This is a genomic window from Pseudomonas alkylphenolica (assembly GCF_000746525.1).
Classification (GTDB): Bacteria; Pseudomonadota; Gammaproteobacteria; order Pseudomonadales; family Pseudomonadaceae; genus Aquipseudomonas; species Aquipseudomonas alkylphenolica.
Window position 1 is genome coordinate 3,486,527 of sequence record NZ_CP009048.1, and the last position, 19,862, is coordinate 3,506,388.

Below are 19,862 nucleotides of genomic sequence, written 5' to 3' on the forward strand. Positions count from 1 at the left end.
TCTGCGCATGGCTGGTGGGGGTACTACAGGCTTTTATCTGTGCAAGCTTTTCAACTGGGATTACGGTGCATTTTTTGTGTTGTACCCAGTGCTATTGCTGGGGTTAGTACCGATCCTAAATCCGTCCATCATCCGTCAGTTTCTGGCACAGGGTGTGGTGTGCGCAGTAGAGGTGGCGCTGCTGCAGGGGATGTTCGGCGATCGTCCTGTATTGATGATCCCGATTGTGTTTCTGTTATTCCTGTACCGCTTTGCGCTGATGGCGCGCGGACCGCTGATGCTGTTCGGTGCCCTGGCCACGGTGTTCCTTTCCATGCAGCTGCACTTCGCCAGCTATCCGGATATCAATGTGGTGGAAATGCTGTTCAGCAACGCGGTCGCCATCTGGCTGGCGATTCTGATCGCTTGCGTGATGTACGTGCTGTTCCCGGACCGCGAGCCACGCCAGCCACCACCGGCATCGACCAAGGATACCGCGAGCTTGCGTCATGAAGCCTTGCTCGGTGCCTCGGCGGCGACGTTTTCCTTTGTGATCTTTCAGTGTTTCAACCTGTTTGACACCCTGGCGGCGCAAATCGCCGGGATTCTGGTGCTGTTCCCGATGCACTGGAAAGGCGTGCATTTCGCCGGGCGCGAGAGGGCGCTCGGCACCATCATCGGCTGTCTGGTAGCGATGATCATCCAGCTGATTGTTTACACCCACTACGACGTACTGCCGATAGTTGGGCTGTTGCTCTGGGTCGGCTTCATGCTATGCGCGCGCTGGCACATGATGGACATGGGGCGCCCCGGGGCCGGCTTCGCCACGGTAACCACGCTGGCGGTGATTTTCGGTCAGGATCTGACGATGAATCAGGACATCATGCAGAACACGGCTTACCGCTTGGCCTCGACCTGCGTCTCGGTGCTGGGCATGTTGGTGGTAGTGTTTCTGCTGCACCGCTTCTTTAATCTGTTTGAGCCCACCCGACACGCTAAACATTGAATATCCCCGGCGCGCGGCGCGAGTCCTGCCAGGAACACCTGGCTGCGGCTTCGCCGAAGAACCAAGTGCTGGCTGCGTTGGCGCCCCTCTGGACGAAGTGGGCAGATTTTCTCCCTACATTAAGAAACTGCTGGTGATTCTGTGGAATACTCCCCAAGCGCTGCTTTCCGCCGCTACTGTATTGACCCGGTGTCAGTCCGAGCCATGCGGCCACTTGGCGGCCATTTCTGAAGTCGTCCAGCCCTCGATACTGGCAACCAAGGCACTCGCCGTGGTCGAGTCAGCCCGCGTAATTGCAGCAACCTACGGCTACGATCATCTTCACGAGCAATGTGGTTGATTGCTCGATCAAGTTCTAGCAGTCGGTCCTCAATATGGCTGATGTGTTCCAATAGTTCACTCATGCACCGTCTTGCCCAGCCAGGCAAACTGTCCAGATAGGGGTCAATCTCTCTTCTCAATCGCTCTGGGCTTTGCGGCAGGACCACTCCAAATTCAGAAAGTAATCCCCGCAGTCGGTTGTAAGAGGCGGTGCACTCTTCGATAAACCCCTGCCGAGTGCGATGAAAGGGTCGCGGTAGGGACGGCAGTTACCTGCCGCCCCCCGCCCAGATCCGTACGTGCGGAACTACCGCATACGGCTCCTGCCTTGGGTACGTGACGCGAAGCGATCCTCAGGGTAAGGATGTGCATTTCTGGGTCTAGGTATGTAGAGATCGGCAAGGCGTCCGTAGCGTGACCATTGAAGCCGATTACGCTGGCTGCGACGTTTGAGGGCTTGCCGCCAGACGAAAACCACCAAGACGTATCAGATTTCCCGGCACCGCGTGGTAGTTGAAGTAACCACTCACCACCCGAGTGAGCCATTGCCCTTGAGCCCGGATGGGTTCATGCCGTCGGCGCTTCAGCTCATCCCGAATAGCCAGCAGCGTCGCGCGCATTCGCTTCTTGGCCGTCAGTCGCAGTATTTGAAACCCACCGCTTCTGTTGGTACTACAACAGTGCGTGAAGCCCAGGAAGTCAAAAGTCTCCGGTTTGCCTAAACCTTGCTTCCTACGATTTCTCGCAGCAAAACGACCAAACTCAATCAGCCGGGTCTTCGAGGCGTTGAGAGATAAACCGAATCTGGCTAACCGTTCCTGCAATTGCACCAGAAACTGCTGAGCCTGCCATTGCGTCCTGAAACCCACCACGCTGTCGTCCGCGTAGCGCACAACAATTACATCGCCACGGGCATGCCGCTGGCGCCACTGCCTTGCCCAAAGATCCAACACGTAGTGCAGATAGATATTCGCCAACACGGGTGAAATCACTGCACCCTGAGGGGATCCCTTGGTAGCAGCTACCCTACGGCCATCTTCCATTACTCCCGCCTGAAACCATTTGCAGATAAGCCCGAGCAGGCGCCGGTCTGCAATCCGGTGTCCCAGAAACATCAGCATCCATTCATGGTCGATCTCATCAAAGGAAACCACGACAGACTACCCCTCGCCACGACGTTCCTGAATCGGTCGTCATTACGCGAACGGGTCACCCGTTCGAAGGCCAACGCCTCAAGGTCATTAACCGAAGGCAGCGCGCCGGACGATTGCACCTTCTGCTGATTTTTCCCGATGAGTCACGCGGATTGATTCCCGTCAATTGGACCGATTTCGTCGTCGGCTCCGACGAGGCTCCCACGGCCTCGGTCGCCGACGCGATTGGCTCACTTGCCGACTTACTCCACGCACGCCTGATCATTGATGCTTTGCTGCGCCAGACGGAACAGGAGAGCAACGATGCAACTGAACCTAACCTTCGCAGACCTGCCGCCGGACGACGACAGTCTGTGGGAACAACTCGACCAAACAACACGCCAAGCGGTGATCGACAGTCTGGCTCAAGCGATCGCGAAGGTCGTGACGGGCAACGATCCGATCCACAGGGAGAACGCTGATGAGTGACACTGCCAACAAGATCGGTACCAGCCATTTGCAGCGTGCGGCGTTCGTCTACATTCGACAGTCCAGCGCGAGCCAGGTAGAGCACAACCGGGAATCGACACAACGCCAGTACGCGCTCGCACAACGGGCGACTGCCCTCGGCTGGTCCCAACAGCAGGTCAATGTTGTCGACGATGATTTGGGGCTCTCGGGGGCCAGCACCGCTCGCCGGGGCGGCTTCGCGCGGATGACCGCCGAAGTCGCGCTCGGTCACGTCGGCATTATTCTTGGATTGGAGGTCTCCCGTCTGGCGCGTAATAACGCTGACTGGTACCGACCGCTCGACCTCTGCACCATGACCGATACGCTCATCGGCGATGCCGACGGCGTGTACAACCCAGCGCACTTCAACGATCGCCTGTTGCTTGGACTCAAGGGCACTATGAGCGAGGCCGAACTGCACATTCTGCGCGCGCGTCTGGACGGCGGCATTCGCAACAAGGCTGCTCGCGGTGAGTTGCGCCGGGGTCTGCCGACCGGACTGGTGTGGGGCGAGGCCGACGGCGAAGTCAGGTTGCATCCCGATGAAGCCGTCGTGAGCGCACTACATGCCGTGTTTGCACGTTTTAACGAGTTTGGCTCTGCCCGCCGTGTTTGGCTGTGGTTGCGTTCCGAGAACTTATCGTTCCCTCTGCAATTGAACCGCAACGAGCAAATCCGCTGGGTCGCACCGACCTACAACGCCATTTACAATGTGCTCACCAACCCGGTTTATGCGGGAGCCTACTGCTATGGCAAGACGCGCACAGAACGCTATGTCGATAAACACGGCACGCTCAAGACACGCTTGCGGCGTCTGCCTCAATCGCAATGGGCCGTGCTTATCCGTGAGCACCATGAGGGTTATATCGATTGGGCAACCTATGAGGCCAACCAAATGCGTCTGGCTGCAAATACCAAGCCCCGCCCCCATGAAACCGGGGGAGCCGTGAGGGAAGGTACCGCCTTGCTGCAAGGCCTGGCCACCTGCGGCCACTGCGGTCGGTCGCTTAAAACCCACTACCGCGGCACGAATCAGACGCCGGGTTACCATTGTTCGAACAAAGGCATCGAGAATGGTCGTGGCGTCTATTGCCTCAATATTGGTGGCCTTCAGATTGACACCGCCGTTGCGCTGGCCTTCCTGCACGCCGTTGAGCCGGCCGGCCTCGAAGCGGCCGTACAGGCCGCAGAACGTCTTGAGGCCGATCACGATGCAGCACTTGCGCAGTGGCGCCTGACTGTCGAACGGACGCACTACGAAGCGCTGCGTGCCGAACGACGCTACCGTGCCGTGGATCCTGAGAACTGTCTGGTCGCGCGCGGACTTGAAACACAATGGGAGACACAGCTGCGTGAACTCGAACAGGCCCAGGCAGAACTTTCCCGGCGCGAACAGCTTCGACCACGTACGCTGAGCCCTGAACAGCGCAAGAGCCTGCTGGTACTCGGCAAAGACCTCAAACAACTGTGGGACGCACCAAATCTCACGGTGCGTGACAGGAAGCAATTGCTGCGCACGTTGCTCGAGGAAGTCTCCATCACCGTCCAGCGCGAGCACTATCAGGCTCATCTGAAATTACGTTGGCGAGGCGGCAAACTCACCGAATGCGATATCGCGTTACCGCGATCGCGACCCGCGACCATCCGCACCGACGAAGACACCATTGCCTTGGTTCGTCGTCTGGCGGAACACCATCCTGATGCCATCATCGCCGGAATCCTCAATGCGCAAGGTCGGGTGACCGCACGTGGCTTGCGTTTCAACCAGAGCCTTGTGGGCAACCTTCGGCGCCATTGGCACATCCCTTGTTTCGAACTGCCCGCCGTACTCCCTGACGGCGAGTTGCTCAGCATCCGCCAAGCCGCCCGAGCGTTGGGCACTGCGCCGTCCACGCTACATCGCTGGGTCAACGACGGCTTCATCGCCGCCGAACAAACAACGCCCGGTGCGCCTTGGCGTATTCGCATCACCGACTCATTGCGACGCCGCTTCGTTGAACACTCCCCAGAGGGCTACGTCGTGATGCAGGAGGCAACCAAGCTACTCGGTGTTTCCCGTCAAACCGTGTTGCAACGTGTAAAGCGCGGCGAACTCGACGCCGTCCTGGTCTGCCACGGACGACGCAAAGGCTTGCGTATCAAGGCTGTCAACGATCAACCTGACCTCTTCGAACACTCTTCATGAACCAAAGGGTATTGCGATGCACGATCCAAGAACTTCTCCAGATCCAGTTCCACGCACCAGCGGTGACCCGCTGCCACGTGGGCACGGGCTGTTTCGATGGCTTGGTGAGCGCTTCTGCCCGGACGGAAGCCGTAGCTGTGATCCGAGAACAGTGGGTCGAAGATCGGCGTGAGCTGTTGCAGCAGTGCCTGTTGGATCAGGCGATCCACGACGCAGGGGATTCCCAGCTGTCTTGTTCCGCCTTTTGGCTTGGGGATGTCGACGGCGCGTACACCTTGCGGGTGATACTCGCCGGCCAGCAACCGAGTCTTGAGAGTCGGCCAATACTGTTTCACGTAGCCCGCCAATTCGTCGACCGTCATGCCATCGGCACCCGGCGCACCCTTGTTGCTGACTACGCGTTGATACGCACGTCTGAGGTTGGCCGGTGCAAGCACCCGCTCCATCAGCGTGTCCGGCTCCGCGTTCGTCCACGCCATAGACGCCGCTGATACCTGTGCGCTGTCAGCCGTCATCCGCGGATTCTGTCCGGGACTCGGAGTGACAGTCTTCTCTGAGAGAAATTTCTGCATTTCGGTATTCAACGAGACTCTGACGCCTACTGGCGGCATAACCTGTTCGGCCCTTGGTGACGGAGTTACTCGTCACTTACTACGGCTTCGGCTGACTTCTGCACGTTCATCCCGTCGCCTCTCGACGCTCGGTAGCACAGTGGCAAACGTGAAGATCTCCCAGGGTAATTCGCGCGACCTTCCTACTTATGCCTGTCGGATATACGTCACAGCGTTCCGTGCAAGTATTGGGCTTTGACGATTATGGCCGTCTTACCCCGCTGCACCGCCTAATCCGCTTCCTGTTCGTCAGGCCAGCACTTTGCCTCGGGCTTCCTTCAGATTCGCAGTCGCCCGCGACACCCTTGCCTCTGGCTAACACTTCCCCTTGCCGGGTGTGTAGAGGACTTTCACCTCCAAGTCACCAGCGAGGCCACCACAGCCAAGCTGGTTGCGCTTCGCGCAACGCGCCATGCCTGGCGCACCATAAAAAAATCCAGTCACCGCTAAGTGACTGGATTTCTTAAAGATAAATGGTCGGGACGGAGTGATTCGAACACTCGACCCCTTGCACCCCAGCCATTAACTTATGGATTTCACAGGACATCCACCCCCTGCCCCGAGGCCATCTTCCAGTTGAGCATTTAGCTGACAAAGTAAAGCCCTGACGGTTCGTGGCCGTCAGGGCTTCTAATTCCTCAAGCATCTCAACATGGCGGAATGTATAAGTATGATAGCAAGCTAACGATTAAATGTCGAGATTCTCAGCCATTCCCTTAAGGCTGCGGATTCCACGGTCATCTGGCCACCCATTCCATGAGCATCTGACCACCGATTCCACGCTGATCCGGCCACCCATTCCACGCGCATCCGGCCACTGATTCCACGGCCATCCGGCCACTCAACCGGGCAGGCAGCTACGCAGGATTTCTTCACTACCATCGACCTCTTTTTCGAAGCAGAGAGGTCGTCGTGGAGCGTTTATCCATGCGTAAGATTCGCGAAGTACTACGTCTCAAGTTCGAGGTCGGACTATCAGCTCGCCAGATTGCGGTCAGCGTGCAGGTCGGTCGTGTCACCGTCGGCGACTACCTCAATCGTTTTGCCGCCAGTGGTCTCAGTTGGCCCTGTTCGTTGTCCGATGCCGAGTTGGAGCAGCAACTGTTCCCGCCGGCCCCGGCGGTTGCCAGCGAGAAGCGGCCTTTACCCGATTGGGCATGGGTGCATGCCGAACTGCGCCGCCCCGGGGTGACCCTGGCGCTGCTCTGGCAGGAGTACCGCCTGAGCCAGCCGCAGGGCTTTCAGTACAGCTGGTTCTGTGAGCACTACCGGGCCTGGCAGGGCAAGCTGGACGTGGTGATGCGTCAGGAGCACCGCGTCGGCGAGAAGCTGTTCGTCGACTATGCCGGCCAGACGGTGCCGGTTATCGACCGCCACAGCGGCGAGATCCGCCAGGCGCAGGTGTTCGTCGCGGTGCTCGGCGCGTCCAGCTACACCTTCGCCGAAGCCACCTGGTCGCAGCAGCTGCCGGACTGGCTAGGCTCGCATACCCGTTGCTTCGCCTTCCTCGGCGGCGTGCCGGAGATCGTGGTGCCGGACAACCTGCGCAGCGCGGTGAGCAAGGCCCATCGTTACGAGCCGGACATCAACCCCAGCTACCGCGACCTTGCCGAGCACTACGGAGTGGCGGTGGTGCCGGCGCGGGCACGCAAACCGCGCGACAAGGCCAAGGCCGAAGTCGGCGTGCAGGTGGTCGAGCGTTGGATCCTCGCGGCCCTGCGCAACCGTCAGTTCTTCTCCTTGGACGAACTCAACAGCGCCATCTCCGTGTTGCTGGAGCGGCTCAACCAACGCCCGTTCAAGAAGCTGCCGGGCTCGCGCCAGACGGCCTTCGACAGCCTGGATCGTCCGGCGCTGCGCCCCCTGCCGGAGCAACCCTACGTCTACGCCGAGTGGAAGAAAGCGCGGGTGCACATCGACTACCACGTCGAGGTCGATGGGCATTACTACTCGGTGCCGTATCAACTGGTGAAGAAGCAGCTGGAGGTGCGCCTGACGGCGCGCACCGTCGAGTGTTTCCACGCCAACCAGCGAGTGGCCAGCCACCTGCGCTCAATGCACAAGGGCCGGCACAGCACGCAGGCCGAGCACATGCCCAAGAGCCATCGCGAGCATGCCGAGTGGACGCCACAACGGCTGATCCGCTGGGCCGAGCAGACCGGGCCGAACACCGCCGGCGTGATCCGGCACATCCTCGAACGGCGCATCCATCCGCAGCAGGGCTACCGGGCCTGCCTGGGCATCCTGCGCCTGGGCAAAACCCACGGCGAAGTGCGCCTGGAGTTGGCCTGCCGTCGCGCCATCAGCCTCGGCACGTGCAGCTACAAGAGCCTCGAATCGATCCTGCGCCAGGGGCTGGAGAACCTGCCGCTGGCCCAGCAGCACCTGCCCCTGCTGCCGGACGACCACGCCAACCTGCGCGGCCCCGGCTACTACCACTGAACACAAGGAATCCCACCATGCTGCCCCATCCGACCCTGGACAAGCTGCAAACCCTGCGCCTGCACGGCATGCTCAAGGCGCTGAACGAACAACTGAAAACCCCGGACATCGACAGCCTGAGCTTCGAGGAACGCCTCGGCCTGCTGGTCGACCGCGAGCTGACTGAACGCGACGACAAGCGCCTGAGCAGCCGCCTGCGCCAGGCCCGGCTCAAGCACAACGCCTGCCTCGAAGACATCGACTACCGCAGCCCGCGCGGGCTGGATAAGGCGCTGATCCTGCAACTGAGCGGCGGCCAGTGGCTACGCGACGGCCTCAACCTGATCATCGGCGGCCCCACCGGTGTCGGTAAAACCTGGCTGGCCTGCGCCCTGGCCCACCAGGCCTGCCGAGAAGGCTACAGCGTGCGTTACCTGCGCTTGCCGCGTTTGCTGGAAGAACTGGGTCTGGCCCATGGCGACGGGCGCTTCGCCAAGCTGATGAGCAGCTACGCCAAGACCGACCTGCTGATCCTCGATGACTGGGGCTTGGCCCCGTTCACCGCCGAACAGCGGCGCGACATGCTGGAGCTACTGGACGACCGCTACGGCCAGCGCTCGACCATCGTTACCAGCCAGATGCCGGTGGACAACTGGCACGAACTGATCGGCGATCCGACCCTGGCCGACGCTATCCTCGACCGCCTGGTGCACAACGCTTACCGGATCAATCTGAAGGGTGAATCAATGCGCAAACGGACGCAGAAATTGACGACGCCAGCCAACCCGGACTAACAATGCCACCCCTGCGTCGCTGCGCTCCGACTGCCCGGCCGGATGGCCGTGGAACAGGTGGCCAGATGGCCCTGGAATGCCTGGCCAGATGAGAGCGGACTGGGTGGCCGGATGGCGTGGAATCCGCATTAAGGCCCGGAACTCGTGACCGATCCTTTTCTATGCTCGTTGAGGAGAGGAGTTCTCGCTCTCGCTACTCTTCAAGGTAAAACACGCAGCCATGACAGCCTCATGGAAATTCGCTGACGTAACGGCCCCGATCGGCGTGCGGTCTTCCAGCATTCGGTGAGGATTCAGTAATGCTCGGTAGATCTCCCAGGAATCAGCGTCCTGCGAATGCTTCAGAACGGCCTGCACCAGCCTATGTTTCAGGGGATCTAGGTGCCAATCTGGAACGCGCCGTCCCTGGTTACCCAGGCTCAGCGCAAGCACTTTTCTGGCCTGAATCTCGTAACTGATCCACCGGCGTGATTTGCCGGCCATCTCAGCGAACACCGCCGCCGGCAGGTTATGCGGGGCATTGAACATCTCCAGCATTTCCAGCCGCTCACGCTGAATATCCGAAAACTCAGGCATTGGTCCCGAAACAGCCGATATACGTTGAACAGTCGCTGGCAGAGTTGGCATCGTGTTCCCTGACTTCGTCACCCGCAGGATTGGCGCATGCGTCGCGGAGGTAGGGACCACTTCATCAAAACCTCCCGCCAACTGCGGAACACCTTCTAGATGAACCGTGAGGTGCATGCTGGCTGACTCGATCTGGTTTTGCTCGAACAGGTTCAGCCGGTCGGCCCAGTCCTGCATCATGCGCCGCCGTTGCTCCACGTATTCGGCATGGTTGTACGCCGAGCTCACTTTGTCAGGATCAGAGTGCGAGAGCTGCGCATCGACCCAGACCTTAGGGTAGCCAATTTCGTTGAGAGCGGTGGAAATGGTCCCCCTGATGCCATGACCTGTCAGTTGATCCTTGTACCCCATCCGTTTCAGCGCGGAGTTGAGCGTGTTTTCACTGATGCGTTTTTTCAGATCACTGTAGTGGGCAAACAGATAACGCTGGGCTGGCTTGACTTGATCGAGCAGGTGGTGAACGACCTCCATCGCCTGCACAGAGAGCGGCACGATGTAGGGCGGGATATCACCGGAACGCTTGCCCTCCTTGCGCAGTTCAAGCTGCAACTGTTTTACCACTTCAGGGGGGATGATCCACAGGCCCTTATCAAGGCGGAACTGATCCGGCGTCGCCAGTCGCAACTCCCCAGTGCGAACCCCTGTCAAAAGTAGCAACCGAAGGCCAAGCTGGGTCTGCAGCTTACCGGGATACTTGCGTAGTATCTGGAGCATGACCGGAAGTTCAGGCATGCGCAGAAATGGATTGTGACGCACAGGCGGCTGAGGCAACGCGACGACATCCAGATCGAACGCTGGGTTCAGCGGTAACCCAGGGACGATGATCAGTGCGTAACGGAACATCTGCCGGAACCAAGTACGGACCTTTTCGGCGGTAGTGAGCGCCTTTCTACGCTCGATCCTTGCAACGACCTCCAACAGGTCGGGGCGCTGGATCTCATAAATTGACCGCTTCCCAAGAACAGAAAGAACGTCTTTGGCAAAGATGCGCTGGATCTGTGAAAGCGTGCTCTGCCGTCCTTCCTTGAGAACGAGCCTACGGTGCTCGACCCACTTGTCAAACACGGTCTTGAATGTGTTCTCGTCCGCGAGACGGACGGACTGCCGCTTCTGCTTACGGTGTGCTCGGGGGTTGATGCCCTTGGCCACAAGAGCTCGGGCTTCGTCGCGTAGGGCACGCGCTTCCCGGAGACTGACCTCGGGGTAAGTGCCCAGCGACATGCGTTTCTGCTTACCGGCCCAGTAGTAGCGGTAGTGCCACGACTTGCCGCCTTCAGGTGCCACCGCCAGGGACAGCCCATCAAGGTCGCCGAGGGTGTAAGGCTTTCCGGTTGCTTTTGCTTGCCGGACAGCCAGATCTGAGAGTGCCATGCTCTAGCTCCTGAACTCTTGGTCAGGACTAGATACTTGTCGCGCAGGCCTCGCTCCTCCAGCAACAATCCGGAAACCGTGACACCCGTATTGATGGACTTAAAAATGGACTTAAAAGTCGTGGCTGTCGGTGGTTTCCAGTGGAACTCGCTGGAACGAAAAAAGGACCCGAAGGTCCTGATTTCAACGACTTACAGACTTCAATGGACGTCTGTAGATCATAATTTGGAGCGGGAAACGAGACTCGAACTCGCGACCCCGACCTTGGCAAGGTCGTGCTCTACCAACTGAGCTATTCCCGCAAAATACAGCAACCGGTTATACCGGACAGAAACACGGCCAACGACCTTGTTTCCAATGCATGCAGTACCTGAATACTGCGACGCCAAATTTGGAGCGGGAAACGAGACTCGAACTCGCGACCCCGACCTTGGCAAGGTCGTGCTCTACCAACTGAGCTATTCCCGCATTTGGTGACGGCCATTCTATAGGATCATGAATCGCCGTCAAGCCCTTGATTCAAAAAAGCTTTATTTTTGCTCCGAACCTTCGCGCAGGTGCGGCCAGGCGGCGCGCAGGTAGTGCACCATCGACCACAGGGTCAGGCCGGCAGAGACCATCAGCAAGGCGTAGCCCAGGATCACCCAGAAGGTCAGCACCGGCGGGTTGGCCAGCAGGATTACCAGCGCCAGCATCTGTGCCGCGGTTTTCCATTTGCCCAGGTTCGACACGGCCACATGCGCCCTCGCCCCCAGTTCGGCCATCCACTCGCGCAGCGCCGATACCACGATCTCGCGACCGATGATCACCGCCGCTGGCAGTGTCAGCCAGAAGTTCGCATGCACCTGCACCAGCAGCACCAGGGCCACGGCGACCATCAGCTTGTCGGCTACCGGGTCGAGAAAGGCACCAAAGGGCGTGCTCTGCTGCAGGCGACGGGCCAGGTAACCGTCAAGCCAGTCAGTGGCCGCCGCAATGGCGAAGACGCTGCTCGCTGCGATATAGCTCCAGTGATACGGAACATAAAACAGCAGAATGAAGATCGGAATGAGCAGGACGCGAAGAACTGTAAGTAGATTTGGGATATTCATCGGCACAACTGGCTGCAAAGTGAGCGTGCATTCTACTCGCTATGCAGGTTGGCATAAATCGACTCGGCAAGCTTTTTACTGATTCCCGGTGCTTTGGCGATTTCTTCGATGCTGGCGCGGGTCAGTTCCTGCAAACCACCGAAGTGTTTGAGCAGGTCACGACGACGCTTTGGCCCTACCCCGGCGACGTCTTCCAGGCTGGAAGTACGCCGGGCTTTGCCACGCCGGGCACGGTGGCCGGTAATGGCAAAACGGTGCGCTTCGTCACGGATCTGCTGGATCAGGTGCAACGCCGGCGAGTCGCCCTTGAGGGTGAACTCATGGGCAGCGTCGTTGAGGTAGAGCGTTTCAAAGCCGGCCTTGCGCGTCACGCCCTTGGCCACGCCAAGCAGGATCAGGTCGGGAACCGCCAGTTCCTGGAGCACCTCGCGAGCCATATTCAGCTGGCCTTTGCCACCGTCGACCAGCAGTACGTCGGGCAGCTTGCCCTCGCCGTCCTTGATCCGCCCGAAGCGTCGGGTCAGCGCCTGGTGCATGGCCGCATAGTCGTCACCGGGGGTAACGCCTTCGATGTTGAAGCGCCGGTAGTCGGACTTCAACGGGCCTTCCGGGCCGAACACCACGCAGGAGGCGACCGTCGCCTCACCGCTGGAGTGGCTGATGTCGTAGCATTCCAGGCGCTGCGGGGTTTCATCCAGGTCCAGCACCTGCGCCAGCGCTTCGAACCGTGAGGCCATGTGCTGACGGTTGGCCAGGCGCGCACCCAGTGCCTGCTCGGCGTTGGTCACCGCCAATTGCTGCCAGCGCGCACGGGTACCGCGCACCCGATGGCTGATGGTCAACTCACGCCCGCGCAAGGCTTCAATGGCGGCGGTGAACGCTGCGAAGTCTTCGTGCACCACGTTGACGATCAGCTCGCCCGGCAGGTCGCGCTCGGCATTGCCGATGTAGTACTGGGAGAGAAACGCGGCCATGACCTCGGCCACCTCCTCTTCGATCCCAACCTGGGGAAAGAAATTCTTGCTACCCAACACCCGCCCGCCGCGCACACTGATCAGGTGCACGCAGGCGCCACCCGGGTTGGTGAACGCGGCGATGACGTCCACGTCGCCGCTGCCGCCCTCCATACTCTGCTGGTCCTGGACCCGGCGCAGCAAGGCGATCTGGTCGCGCAATTCGGCGGCCTTCTCGAACTCCAGGGCCATGGCGGCCTGCTCCATCTCGGCATTCAGCTCGTTGGTCAGTTGATGACTGCGGCCTTCGAGGAACATCACCGAGTGACGTACATCAACGGCATATTCCTCAGGCTCGACCAGGCCGACACAAGGCGCCTTGCAGCGTTTGATCTGGTATTGCAGGCACGGCCGGGTGCGGTTGCTGTAATAGCTGTCTTCGCATTGCCGGACGAAGAAGGTTTTCTGCAGCAGGCTCAGGCTTTCACGAATCGCCCCCGCGCTGGGGTAAGGCCCGAAGTACTTGCCCTTCAGCTTCTTGGCGCCGCGATGAATCCCCAGCCGCGGGAACGGTCCGTCGGAGAGGAACACATAAGGGTAGGACTTATCGTCGCGCAGCAGGATGTTATACGGCGGCCGCCATTCCTTGATCAGTGTCTGCTCAAGCAGCAGCGCTTCGGTCTCGTTGGCGGTGATGGTGGTTTCGACCTGGGCGATACGTGCCACCAGGGCAGCCGTCTTCGGCGCCAGGCCGGTCTTGCGGAAATAGCTGGCCAGGCGCTTCTTGAGGTTCTTCGCCTTGCCGACATACAGCAGCCGGGCTTCACCGTCGAACATCCGGTAAACACCCGGGCGACCGCTGCAGGTCGCCAGGAAAGCACTTGAATCGAACACAGGGGTCATGAGTTCAGAGACTGGCGTCAACCATGCCATGGCGGACCGCCAGCAGCGTCAGTTCGACGTCGCTGGTGACCGAGAGTTTTTCGAAGATCCGGTAACGGTAAGTATTGACCGTTTTCGGTGACAGGCACAGCTTGTCGGAGATGATCTGCACTTTCTGGCAACCGACGATCATCAAGGCGATCTGGATTTCCCGCTCCGACAGTGCATCGAACGGCGAGCCTTGCGGCTGGAACGACTTGAGCGCCAGTTGCTGGGCGATCTGCGGGCTGATGTAGCGCTGACCGGCAAACACCAAGCGAATGGCCTGGACCATTTCATCCAGGCCCGCACCTTTGGTCAGGTAGCCGGCCGCCCCCGCCTGCAACAGGCGCGTGGGAAACGGGTCTTCCTCGCAGGCGGTCACTGCCACCACTTTCACATCCGGATGACTGCGCAGCAGCTTGCGTGTGGCTTCAAGACCACCGATCCCGGGCATTTTCACATCCATCAGGACCACATCGGGCTTGAGTTCACGCGCGACCTTCAACGATGCCTCGCCAGAGTCGGCCTCGCCCACCACCTGCAGACCATCGATATCGGCCAGCATGCGGGTGATGCCCGTACGTACCAGATCGTGATCATCGACCACCAGGACCCTAATCAAGCAGACACCTCACACTGCGGCGGCAATTGGATCCCGCCACCTTAGCAAAAAACCAGGCGCTAGAGCTAACGGAACACGTCATCGCATCGCTGCTATTTCGCCGTTGCCCACTTCACGGCCAAAAACACTCGAGTCACGCCTGGAAACCTTCGCATAGGCCCTTGGCAGAGCATTGGCAAGACTACCGAGCAATTGCGCGATGGCGGCCTGATCGGCCGCGGGCAAGCCGCGAAAAGCCCCCAGCAAGCGCTCCTCCTCCGGGCTCAGACTGCCCTGAAGGACAAGCGTACGTGTACCGCTCAACACATACAGGGCATCGACGCCACGCGTTGCCACCGCCGCCAGGTAATCGGCCTTGGGCGTTCGCTCGCCACTCTCGTACTTGCCCTGGGCATTGGGCTCGACCCCACCAATGTCACCGAACACCCGCTGAGTCAGCCCCAGACGCTCCCTTTCTTCCCGTAGACGGGCACCGATTCCGTTCATTGCGATCCATGTCCTTGATACATCACCCAGAGGGGCAACTACGTAAGACCTACAGGATAGGCCAGTCGCACAGCACTATGCACAGGAACACGAGTACTGCACAAGCCGGCACATGCCTCACCTGCCTGAGGTTGTCTGTACAAGGAATTTACTCGGCGCTCGACGGCCTTAGAACCGAATATCGGCAGGTAAACTTTCATCCCGGCGAAAATGGCACTTTAGTGCTACTCAACAACTATCTAAACGCCATCACTCACCACAATTCAAGCCAACAAAAAAGTTCAATGACAACAGCAAAACCCAGCAACAAACCCGCCAAAACGTCGTCGAAAACGCAATAAAACTCATTTTATTGGCGCCATAAAACCGCCAGAGCAACAAAGCCTGTTTTTTGACACACAACTTATTGGCAACTTTAAGTTATTGATTTATAAGTGTTTTTTAAACTTAAAAAGCAAATATCAATTAGTTTTGAATTAACAACAACAGATTGCTTGCGTAACTAAAAATTTCCCCCTTAGGATAGAAATAAGACAACGAACAACACGGCCATCGCCTGTTCAGTGCGCGATATGTTTATGCGTGCTCGCCTCGTCGACATCACCGATAAACCGAGTAACCGGGTCGGCATTGCCGAACCCGGAAGAGGGAACTATGAACATCAGTATTTTTGGACTGGGTTATGTGGGTGCCGTGTGTGCCGGCTGTTTGTCCGCCCGCGGCCACCAGGTGTTGGGCGTCGACATTTCTCAGGCCAAGGTCGACATGATCAACCAGGGCAAATCGCCGATTGTCGAACCCGGGCTTGAGCAACTGTTGCTCGATGGTGTGAATCATGGCCGCCTGCGCGGCACCACTGATGTTCAGGCCGCCGTGCTGGCGACCGAGATGTCGCTGCTGTGCGTCGGCACGCCGAGCAAGAAAAACGGTGACCTGGACCTGGTCTACATGGAAGCGGTGTGTCGCGAAATCGGCATGGCCCTGCGCGACAAAGGCAGCCGCCATACCATCGTGGTGCGCAGCACGGTACTGCCAGGCACGGCGAAAAATGTGGTCATCCCACTGCTTGAGAAAGCTTCGGGCAAACGCGCCGGTGTTGATTTCGGGGTTGCCGTGAACCCCGAGTTCCTGCGCGAAAGCACTGCGATCCAGGACTACGACTTCCCGGCCATGACCGTGATCGGCGAGCTGGACCAACAGTCCGGCGACCTCCTTGAGTCGCTGTACAAGGGCCTTGATGCACCGGTGATCCGCAAGTCGATCGAAGTCGCCGAGATGATCAAGTACACCTGCAACGTCTGGCACGCGACCAAGGTCAGCTTTGCCAACGAAATCGGCAACATTGCCAAGGCCTCCGGTGTCGATGGCCGCGAAGTGATGGATGTGGTCTGCCAGGACTACAAACTCAATCTGTCGCGCTACTACCTGCGTCCAGGCTTCGCCTTCGGTGGCTCTTGCCTGCCCAAGGACGTGCGCGCCCTCACCTACCGCGCCGGGCAACTGGACGTTGAGCACCCGCTGCTGGCCTCGATCATGGACAGCAACCGCAACCAGGTGCGCAATGCCTTCGAGCTGATCGCTCGCCAGGACAAACGCCGCATCGGCCTGCTCGGCCTGAGCTTCAAGTCCGGTACTGACGACCTGCGCGAAAGTCCGCTGGTGGAACTGGCCGAGATGCTGATCGGCAAGGGTTACGAGCTGAGTATCTATGACGCCAACGTCGAGTACGCACGGGTTTTCGGCGCCAACCGCGAGTACATCGAATCGAAGATCCCTCACGTCTCGTCCCTGCTCTGCAGCGACCTCAGCCAGGTCATCAACGGGGCTGACGTGATTGTGCTGGGCAACAACGACGATAGCTTCGCCCAGGCCCTGGATGTCGCTGATGGCAAACAGGTCATCGACCTGGTCGGCTTCATGCCCCATGGCAGCAACAGCAGCCAACAGGGTATCTGCTGGTAACGCCTGAGACTCCGTAGAGAGCACCCGGCAAGCATCCCAGGCCTGCGCCTGAGCGAACTGCACTCCTGCCTCTGTCTGCCTGCCGCACTGCGGCCGGGCCTGGCAAGTGCGCGTTTCGCTCAGGCTCAGGCGCCTGTACAACGGAGCAACGGTTAGATGGAACGACAGCAACAACCGCCTTCAGGCGCACGACGGGCAGCCATGAGCTTATGCGCCTGGGCCTGCCTGTTCGGCCTGATCGCCCTGGCATCGGAGATGATCGCCCCGGCGTACCTGGACCCGAGCCACCACAGCTTCATCTTCTTCATCGGCACCCTGGGCATGTGGCGCTATGGCAATGCCATCGTCCACTACGCGCGCGGTATGTACTTCCTGCACTGGAAGTTCCCGCGCATCCGCAAGGCCGTCGAGCGCATGGGCGATGCGGCGCTGCCCGCGCACATGTTCATGGTGGTGACCAGTTTTCGCATCCCCACCCACACCACCTTCAAGGTCTACCAGTCGGTGTTCCAGGAGGTGCAACGGCTCAAGGTGCCGTGCACGGTGATTGCCTCGATCGTCGAAAAAGGCGACGAGCAGTTCATCAAGCAAATCATGCGCAACGAGGTCAAGGACCGCGACGACATCAAACTGGTGATCGTTCGCGCCCGTGGTACCGGCAAGCGTGATGGCCTGGCCCATGCCTTCCGCGCCCTGTCGCGGCAGATGCCGCTGGAGGATTCGGTGGTCGGTGTGGTCGATGGCGACACCATGATGCTGCCGGGCTGCGTCGAACGGGCGGTCAAGCTGTTCGCTTACCTGCCCAAGGTTGGCGGCCTGACCACCAACGAGTTCTGCGAGGTCGAAGGCAGCAATCTGATGCGCCAGTGGCACTCGATGCGCTTTGTCCAGCGGCACATCAACATGTGCTCCATGGCCCTGTCGCACCGGGTGCTGACCCTGACCGGACGGCTGTCGTTCTTTCGCGCCAGCGTCATGACCAATCCGGACTTCATCCGCGACGTCGAAGCCGACTTTCTCGAACACTGGCGCCTGGGCCGCTTCCAGTTCCTCACCGGTGACGACAAGTCGTCGTGGTTGAGCCTGATGCGTGCTGGCTGGGACACCTTCTACGTGCCCGACAGCAATACCCTGACCGTCGAGCATCCACCGGACAACAGCTTCTGGCGCGCCACCCGCCTGCTGATGTTCCGCTGGTACGGCAACTCGCTGCGCCAGAACTTTCGTGCCACCGCCCTGCTCGGCCGCGCGCGCCTGGGCCTGTTCACCCTGTATGTGCTGCTCGATCAGCGGGTGTCGATGTGGACCTGTCTGATGGGCCTGACCGCCTCGGTGGTCGCAGGCCTCGTGTTCGGCATCCAGTACCTGCTGGTGTACCTGTTCTGGGTGCTGCTGTCGCGCAGCATTGTCACCGTGCTGTTTCTGTTCGCAGGCCACCCGGTGAGCCCGGTGTACCCCTTCGTTCTTTATTACAACCAGATTGTCGGCTCGGTGATGAAGATCTACGCGCTGTTCCATATGGACCAGCAGCGCTGGACCCGACAGAAAACCACTTTAAGCAACGGCAGCGTCGACTTCGATGCCGCCCTGAACCGCTGGTCCTCCAAGGCGATGCTGTTTTCTTCCATCGCGATTTTCTTCGGGGTCATCTCGGTTCTTCTCGAACTCACGCAACGTTAAGGAAAGCCGCCTGCCATGAGTAGCTCAAGTACACCTACAGTTCCCGGTAAAACTGCAGCCAATGTCGTCCATGAAGCGATCGACGAACGCCAGTACGTGCGCACCCGGATCAATGCCCGCGTCACCCTGGCAGCGGCCGGCCAGCCGACTGTGGAAACCACCTTGCAGGACATTTCCCTGGGCGGTATCGGCCTGCGTCACGACAAACCGCTGACCATCGGCAGCCTGTACAACGCCTCGATCCGCCTGCGCCTGAACCAGGTCGACCTGAGCCTGGACAGCAAGGTGCGCATCGTCTCCCAGCGCGGCGAAGAAGTCGGCGCCCAGTTCGTCGACCTCGATGCGCAGAAGCGCGACATCCTGCGCTACATCATCAGCGCCTACCTGTCGGGCGAGATTGCCGACATCAACGGCCTGTTCAACGTGATGCAGCGCGAGAACTACATCAAGGAACGCAAGCAACAGCACGCCAGCGCGCGCAGCAGCAGCGATCGTCTCAAGGCCGTGACCGGCACTCTGCTCTACGCCGCTGCCGGTCTCGCCGCCCTGGGCTTTGTGGCCTACAAGAGCTACCTGCTGTTCTTCCGCATTCCCGCGGTGCAGGCCCAGGTCTCAGCCAACGCCCAGCTCATCAGCATGCCCGACAACGGCTATGTGAAGTTCCTCCTGCAGCCCGGCCAGACCGAGGTGAAAGCCGGCCAGCCGCTGGCCAATATCTCCACCCAGCTGGCCACCAGCTTCACCAGCCCGGCGGACATGAAAGCCGTGGCCGACCTGTCGCCAGGCGATCTGCAGACGCTGCTCGGACGCGCCACCATCGAGACGGTGATCAACAGCCCGTGCGACTGCGAGGTTTACTTCCCGAGCAAGCCGCTGGATGGCTACGGCTACAAACAGGCGCCGCTGATGCACTTGCTGCCGCGTGACGAAGGCCTGTTCGTTACCGCCAATGTGCCGTTCGACAAGCTGGCCGATATCTCCCGGGTCACCTCGGTGGACCTGAAGGTGTTCGGCCTGGACCAGCACTTCAGCGGCAAGGTGGTCGACTCGCGTGTCGATGAAGCCAACAAGAACCTCGCCCTGACCATCGCTCCGGACACCCCGTTGCCACGCCAGGCCTACCAGAAGCCGGTGGCGGTGGACCTGTTCCTGGGCTTGCCGTTCACGGCATCGCGTTGAGCGCAAA

14 protein-coding genes, 2 tRNA genes and 3 pseudogenes are annotated in these 19,862 nt (G+C 59.7%); 9 read left to right on the forward strand and 10 right to left on the reverse strand.

What is annotated here, in order from left to right:
- The first annotated feature begins 7 nt into the window (after positions 1-7).
- Positions 8-985 carry a DUF2955 domain-containing protein gene (locus tag PSAKL28_RS15905; RefSeq protein WP_051939423.1) on the forward strand — a complete coding sequence of 326 codons (978 nt, stop codon included), beginning with the start codon at positions 8-10 and terminating at the stop codon, positions 983-985.
- Between the two features lie 121 nt (positions 986-1,106).
- On the opposite strand, the pseudogene PSAKL28_RS27085 reads toward PSAKL28_RS15905, so the two are convergent.
- Positions 1,107-1,551 (reverse strand): annotated as a pseudogene (locus tag PSAKL28_RS27085) (transposase); the annotation flags it as partial.
- Positions 1,552-1,737: 186 nt separating this feature from the next.
- Positions 1,738-2,460, reverse strand: a complete 723-nt coding sequence (locus PSAKL28_RS15910) for a reverse transcriptase domain-containing protein (RefSeq protein WP_257011810.1) — start codon at positions 2,458-2,460, stop codon at positions 1,738-1,740.
- A gap of 41 nt (positions 2,461-2,501) precedes the next feature.
- On the opposite strand from PSAKL28_RS15910, the pseudogene PSAKL28_RS28770 reads away from it, so the two are divergent.
- The 3 genes and pseudogenes from PSAKL28_RS28770 to PSAKL28_RS15915 form a co-directional block, all read left to right on the forward strand.
- Positions 2,502-2,723, forward strand: a pseudogene (locus tag PSAKL28_RS28770) (DUF5372 family protein); the annotation flags it as partial.
- Positions 2,724-2,763: 40 nt separating this feature from the next.
- Positions 2,764-2,928, forward strand: coding sequence for a hypothetical protein (locus PSAKL28_RS28275; RefSeq protein WP_157687042.1), 165 nt, complete (start codon positions 2,764-2,766; stop codon positions 2,926-2,928).
- Entirely contained in the window at positions 2,921-5,134 is a 2,214-nt protein-coding gene (locus PSAKL28_RS15915; RefSeq protein WP_038612262.1) for a recombinase family protein, read from the forward strand. The genes PSAKL28_RS28275 and PSAKL28_RS15915 overlap by 8 nt, the downstream gene beginning before the upstream one ends.
- A 14-nt stretch (positions 5,135-5,148) precedes the next feature.
- Here PSAKL28_RS15915 and PSAKL28_RS15920 read toward each other — a convergent pair.
- Positions 5,149-5,745, reverse strand: a pseudogene (locus PSAKL28_RS15920) (reverse transcriptase domain-containing protein); the annotation flags it as partial.
- A 927-nt stretch (positions 5,746-6,672) separates the two neighbouring features.
- Between PSAKL28_RS15920 and istA the strand changes: the two are divergent.
- Positions 6,673-8,187: an IS21-like element IS1491 family transposase gene (istA, locus tag PSAKL28_RS15925; protein ID WP_019364253.1), complete on the forward strand. Its 1,515-nt coding sequence runs from the start codon at positions 6,673-6,675 to the stop codon at positions 8,185-8,187.
- Between the two features lie 17 nt (positions 8,188-8,204).
- A complete protein-coding gene (istB, locus tag PSAKL28_RS15930; RefSeq protein ID WP_003290589.1) occupies positions 8,205-8,960 on the forward strand; it encodes an IS21-like element ISPpu7 family helper ATPase IstB in 756 nt (251 codons plus the stop codon).
- Positions 8,961-9,119: 159 nt separating this feature from the next.
- Here istB and PSAKL28_RS15935 read toward each other — a convergent pair whose 3' ends face one another.
- The 7 genes from PSAKL28_RS15935 to PSAKL28_RS15965 form a co-directional block, all read right to left on the reverse strand.
- Positions 9,120-10,958 carry a tyrosine-type recombinase/integrase gene (locus tag PSAKL28_RS15935; protein WP_038612265.1) on the reverse strand — a complete coding sequence of 613 codons (1,839 nt, stop codon included), beginning with the start codon at positions 10,956-10,958 and terminating at the stop codon, positions 9,120-9,122.
- Positions 10,959-11,184: 226 nt separating this feature from the next.
- A tRNA-Gly gene (locus PSAKL28_RS15940) sits at positions 11,185-11,260 on the reverse strand.
- Positions 11,261-11,350: 90 nt separating this feature from the next.
- A tRNA-Gly gene (locus tag PSAKL28_RS15945) sits at positions 11,351-11,426 on the reverse strand.
- Positions 11,427-11,488: 62 nt separating this feature from the next.
- The gene (gene pgsA, locus PSAKL28_RS15950; RefSeq protein ID WP_038612268.1) at positions 11,489-12,049 is read right to left on the reverse strand and encodes a CDP-diacylglycerol--glycerol-3-phosphate 3-phosphatidyltransferase; all 561 of its coding nucleotides are present in this window, start codon (positions 12,047-12,049) and stop codon (positions 11,489-11,491) included.
- 32 nt (positions 12,050-12,081) lie between these two features.
- Positions 12,082-13,905 (reverse strand): excinuclease ABC subunit UvrC, encoded by a 1,824-nt coding sequence (gene uvrC / locus PSAKL28_RS15955; protein ID WP_038612271.1) that lies wholly within the window; start codon positions 13,903-13,905, stop codon positions 12,082-12,084.
- Positions 13,906-13,909: 4 nt separating this feature from the next.
- A complete protein-coding gene (gene gacA / locus PSAKL28_RS15960) occupies positions 13,910-14,548 on the reverse strand; it encodes a response regulator transcription factor GacA (protein WP_038612274.1) in 639 nt (212 codons plus the stop codon).
- Between the two features lie 78 nt (positions 14,549-14,626).
- Positions 14,627-15,034, reverse strand: coding sequence for a helix-turn-helix domain-containing protein (locus tag PSAKL28_RS15965; RefSeq protein WP_051939428.1), 408 nt, complete (start codon positions 15,032-15,034; stop codon positions 14,627-14,629).
- A 654-nt stretch (positions 15,035-15,688) separates the two neighbouring features.
- On the opposite strand from PSAKL28_RS15965, the gene PSAKL28_RS15970 reads away from it, so the two are divergent.
- From PSAKL28_RS15970 to PSAKL28_RS15980, 3 genes are all read left to right on the forward strand, one after another.
- Positions 15,689-16,996 carry a nucleotide sugar dehydrogenase gene (locus tag PSAKL28_RS15970; RefSeq protein ID WP_038612277.1) on the forward strand — a complete coding sequence of 436 codons (1,308 nt, stop codon included), beginning with the start codon at positions 15,689-15,691 and terminating at the stop codon, positions 16,994-16,996.
- Between the two features lie 156 nt (positions 16,997-17,152).
- Positions 17,153-18,676: a glycosyltransferase gene (locus PSAKL28_RS15975; protein ID WP_096335676.1), complete on the forward strand. Its 1,524-nt coding sequence runs from the start codon at positions 17,153-17,155 to the stop codon at positions 18,674-18,676.
- Positions 18,677-18,691: 15 nt separating this feature from the next.
- Entirely contained in the window at positions 18,692-19,855 is a 1,164-nt protein-coding gene (locus tag PSAKL28_RS15980; protein ID WP_038612283.1) for a PilZ domain-containing protein, read from the forward strand.
- Positions 19,856-19,862 lie beyond the last annotated feature (7 nt).

What these genes read in the sequence shown, in the direction of transcription:
- PSAKL28_RS15915 (WP_038612262.1), top strand. Translation starts at nt 2,921, where the DNA reads ATGAGTGACACTGCCAACAAGATCGGTACCAGCCATTTGCAGCGTGCG.
- uvrC (WP_038612271.1), bottom strand. Translation starts at nt 13,905, where the DNA reads ATGACCCCTGTGTTCGATTCAAGTGCTTTCCTGGCGACCTGCAGCGGT.
- PSAKL28_RS15905 (WP_051939423.1), top strand. Translation starts at nt 8, where the DNA reads ATGGCTGGTGGGGGTACTACAGGCTTTTATCTGTGCAAGCTTTTCAAC.
- PSAKL28_RS15970 (WP_038612277.1), top strand. Translation starts at nt 15,689, where the DNA reads ATGAACATCAGTATTTTTGGACTGGGTTATGTGGGTGCCGTGTGTGCC.
- istA (WP_019364253.1), top strand. Translation starts at nt 6,673, where the DNA reads ATGCGTAAGATTCGCGAAGTACTACGTCTCAAGTTCGAGGTCGGACTA.
- PSAKL28_RS28275 (WP_157687042.1), top strand. Translation starts at nt 2,764, where the DNA reads ATGCAACTGAACCTAACCTTCGCAGACCTGCCGCCGGACGACGACAGT.
- PSAKL28_RS15935 (WP_038612265.1), bottom strand. Translation starts at nt 10,958, where the DNA reads ATGGCACTCTCAGATCTGGCTGTCCGGCAAGCAAAAGCAACCGGAAAG.
- istB (WP_003290589.1), top strand. Translation starts at nt 8,205, where the DNA reads ATGCTGCCCCATCCGACCCTGGACAAGCTGCAAACCCTGCGCCTGCAC.
- PSAKL28_RS15980 (WP_038612283.1), top strand. Translation starts at nt 18,692, where the DNA reads ATGAGTAGCTCAAGTACACCTACAGTTCCCGGTAAAACTGCAGCCAAT.
- PSAKL28_RS15975 (WP_096335676.1), top strand. Translation starts at nt 17,153, where the DNA reads ATGGAACGACAGCAACAACCGCCTTCAGGCGCACGACGGGCAGCCATG.
- pgsA (WP_038612268.1), bottom strand. Translation starts at nt 12,049, where the DNA reads ATGAATATCCCAAATCTACTTACAGTTCTTCGCGTCCTGCTCATTCCG.
- PSAKL28_RS15965 (WP_051939428.1), bottom strand. Translation starts at nt 15,034, where the DNA reads ATGAACGGAATCGGTGCCCGTCTACGGGAAGAAAGGGAGCGTCTGGGG.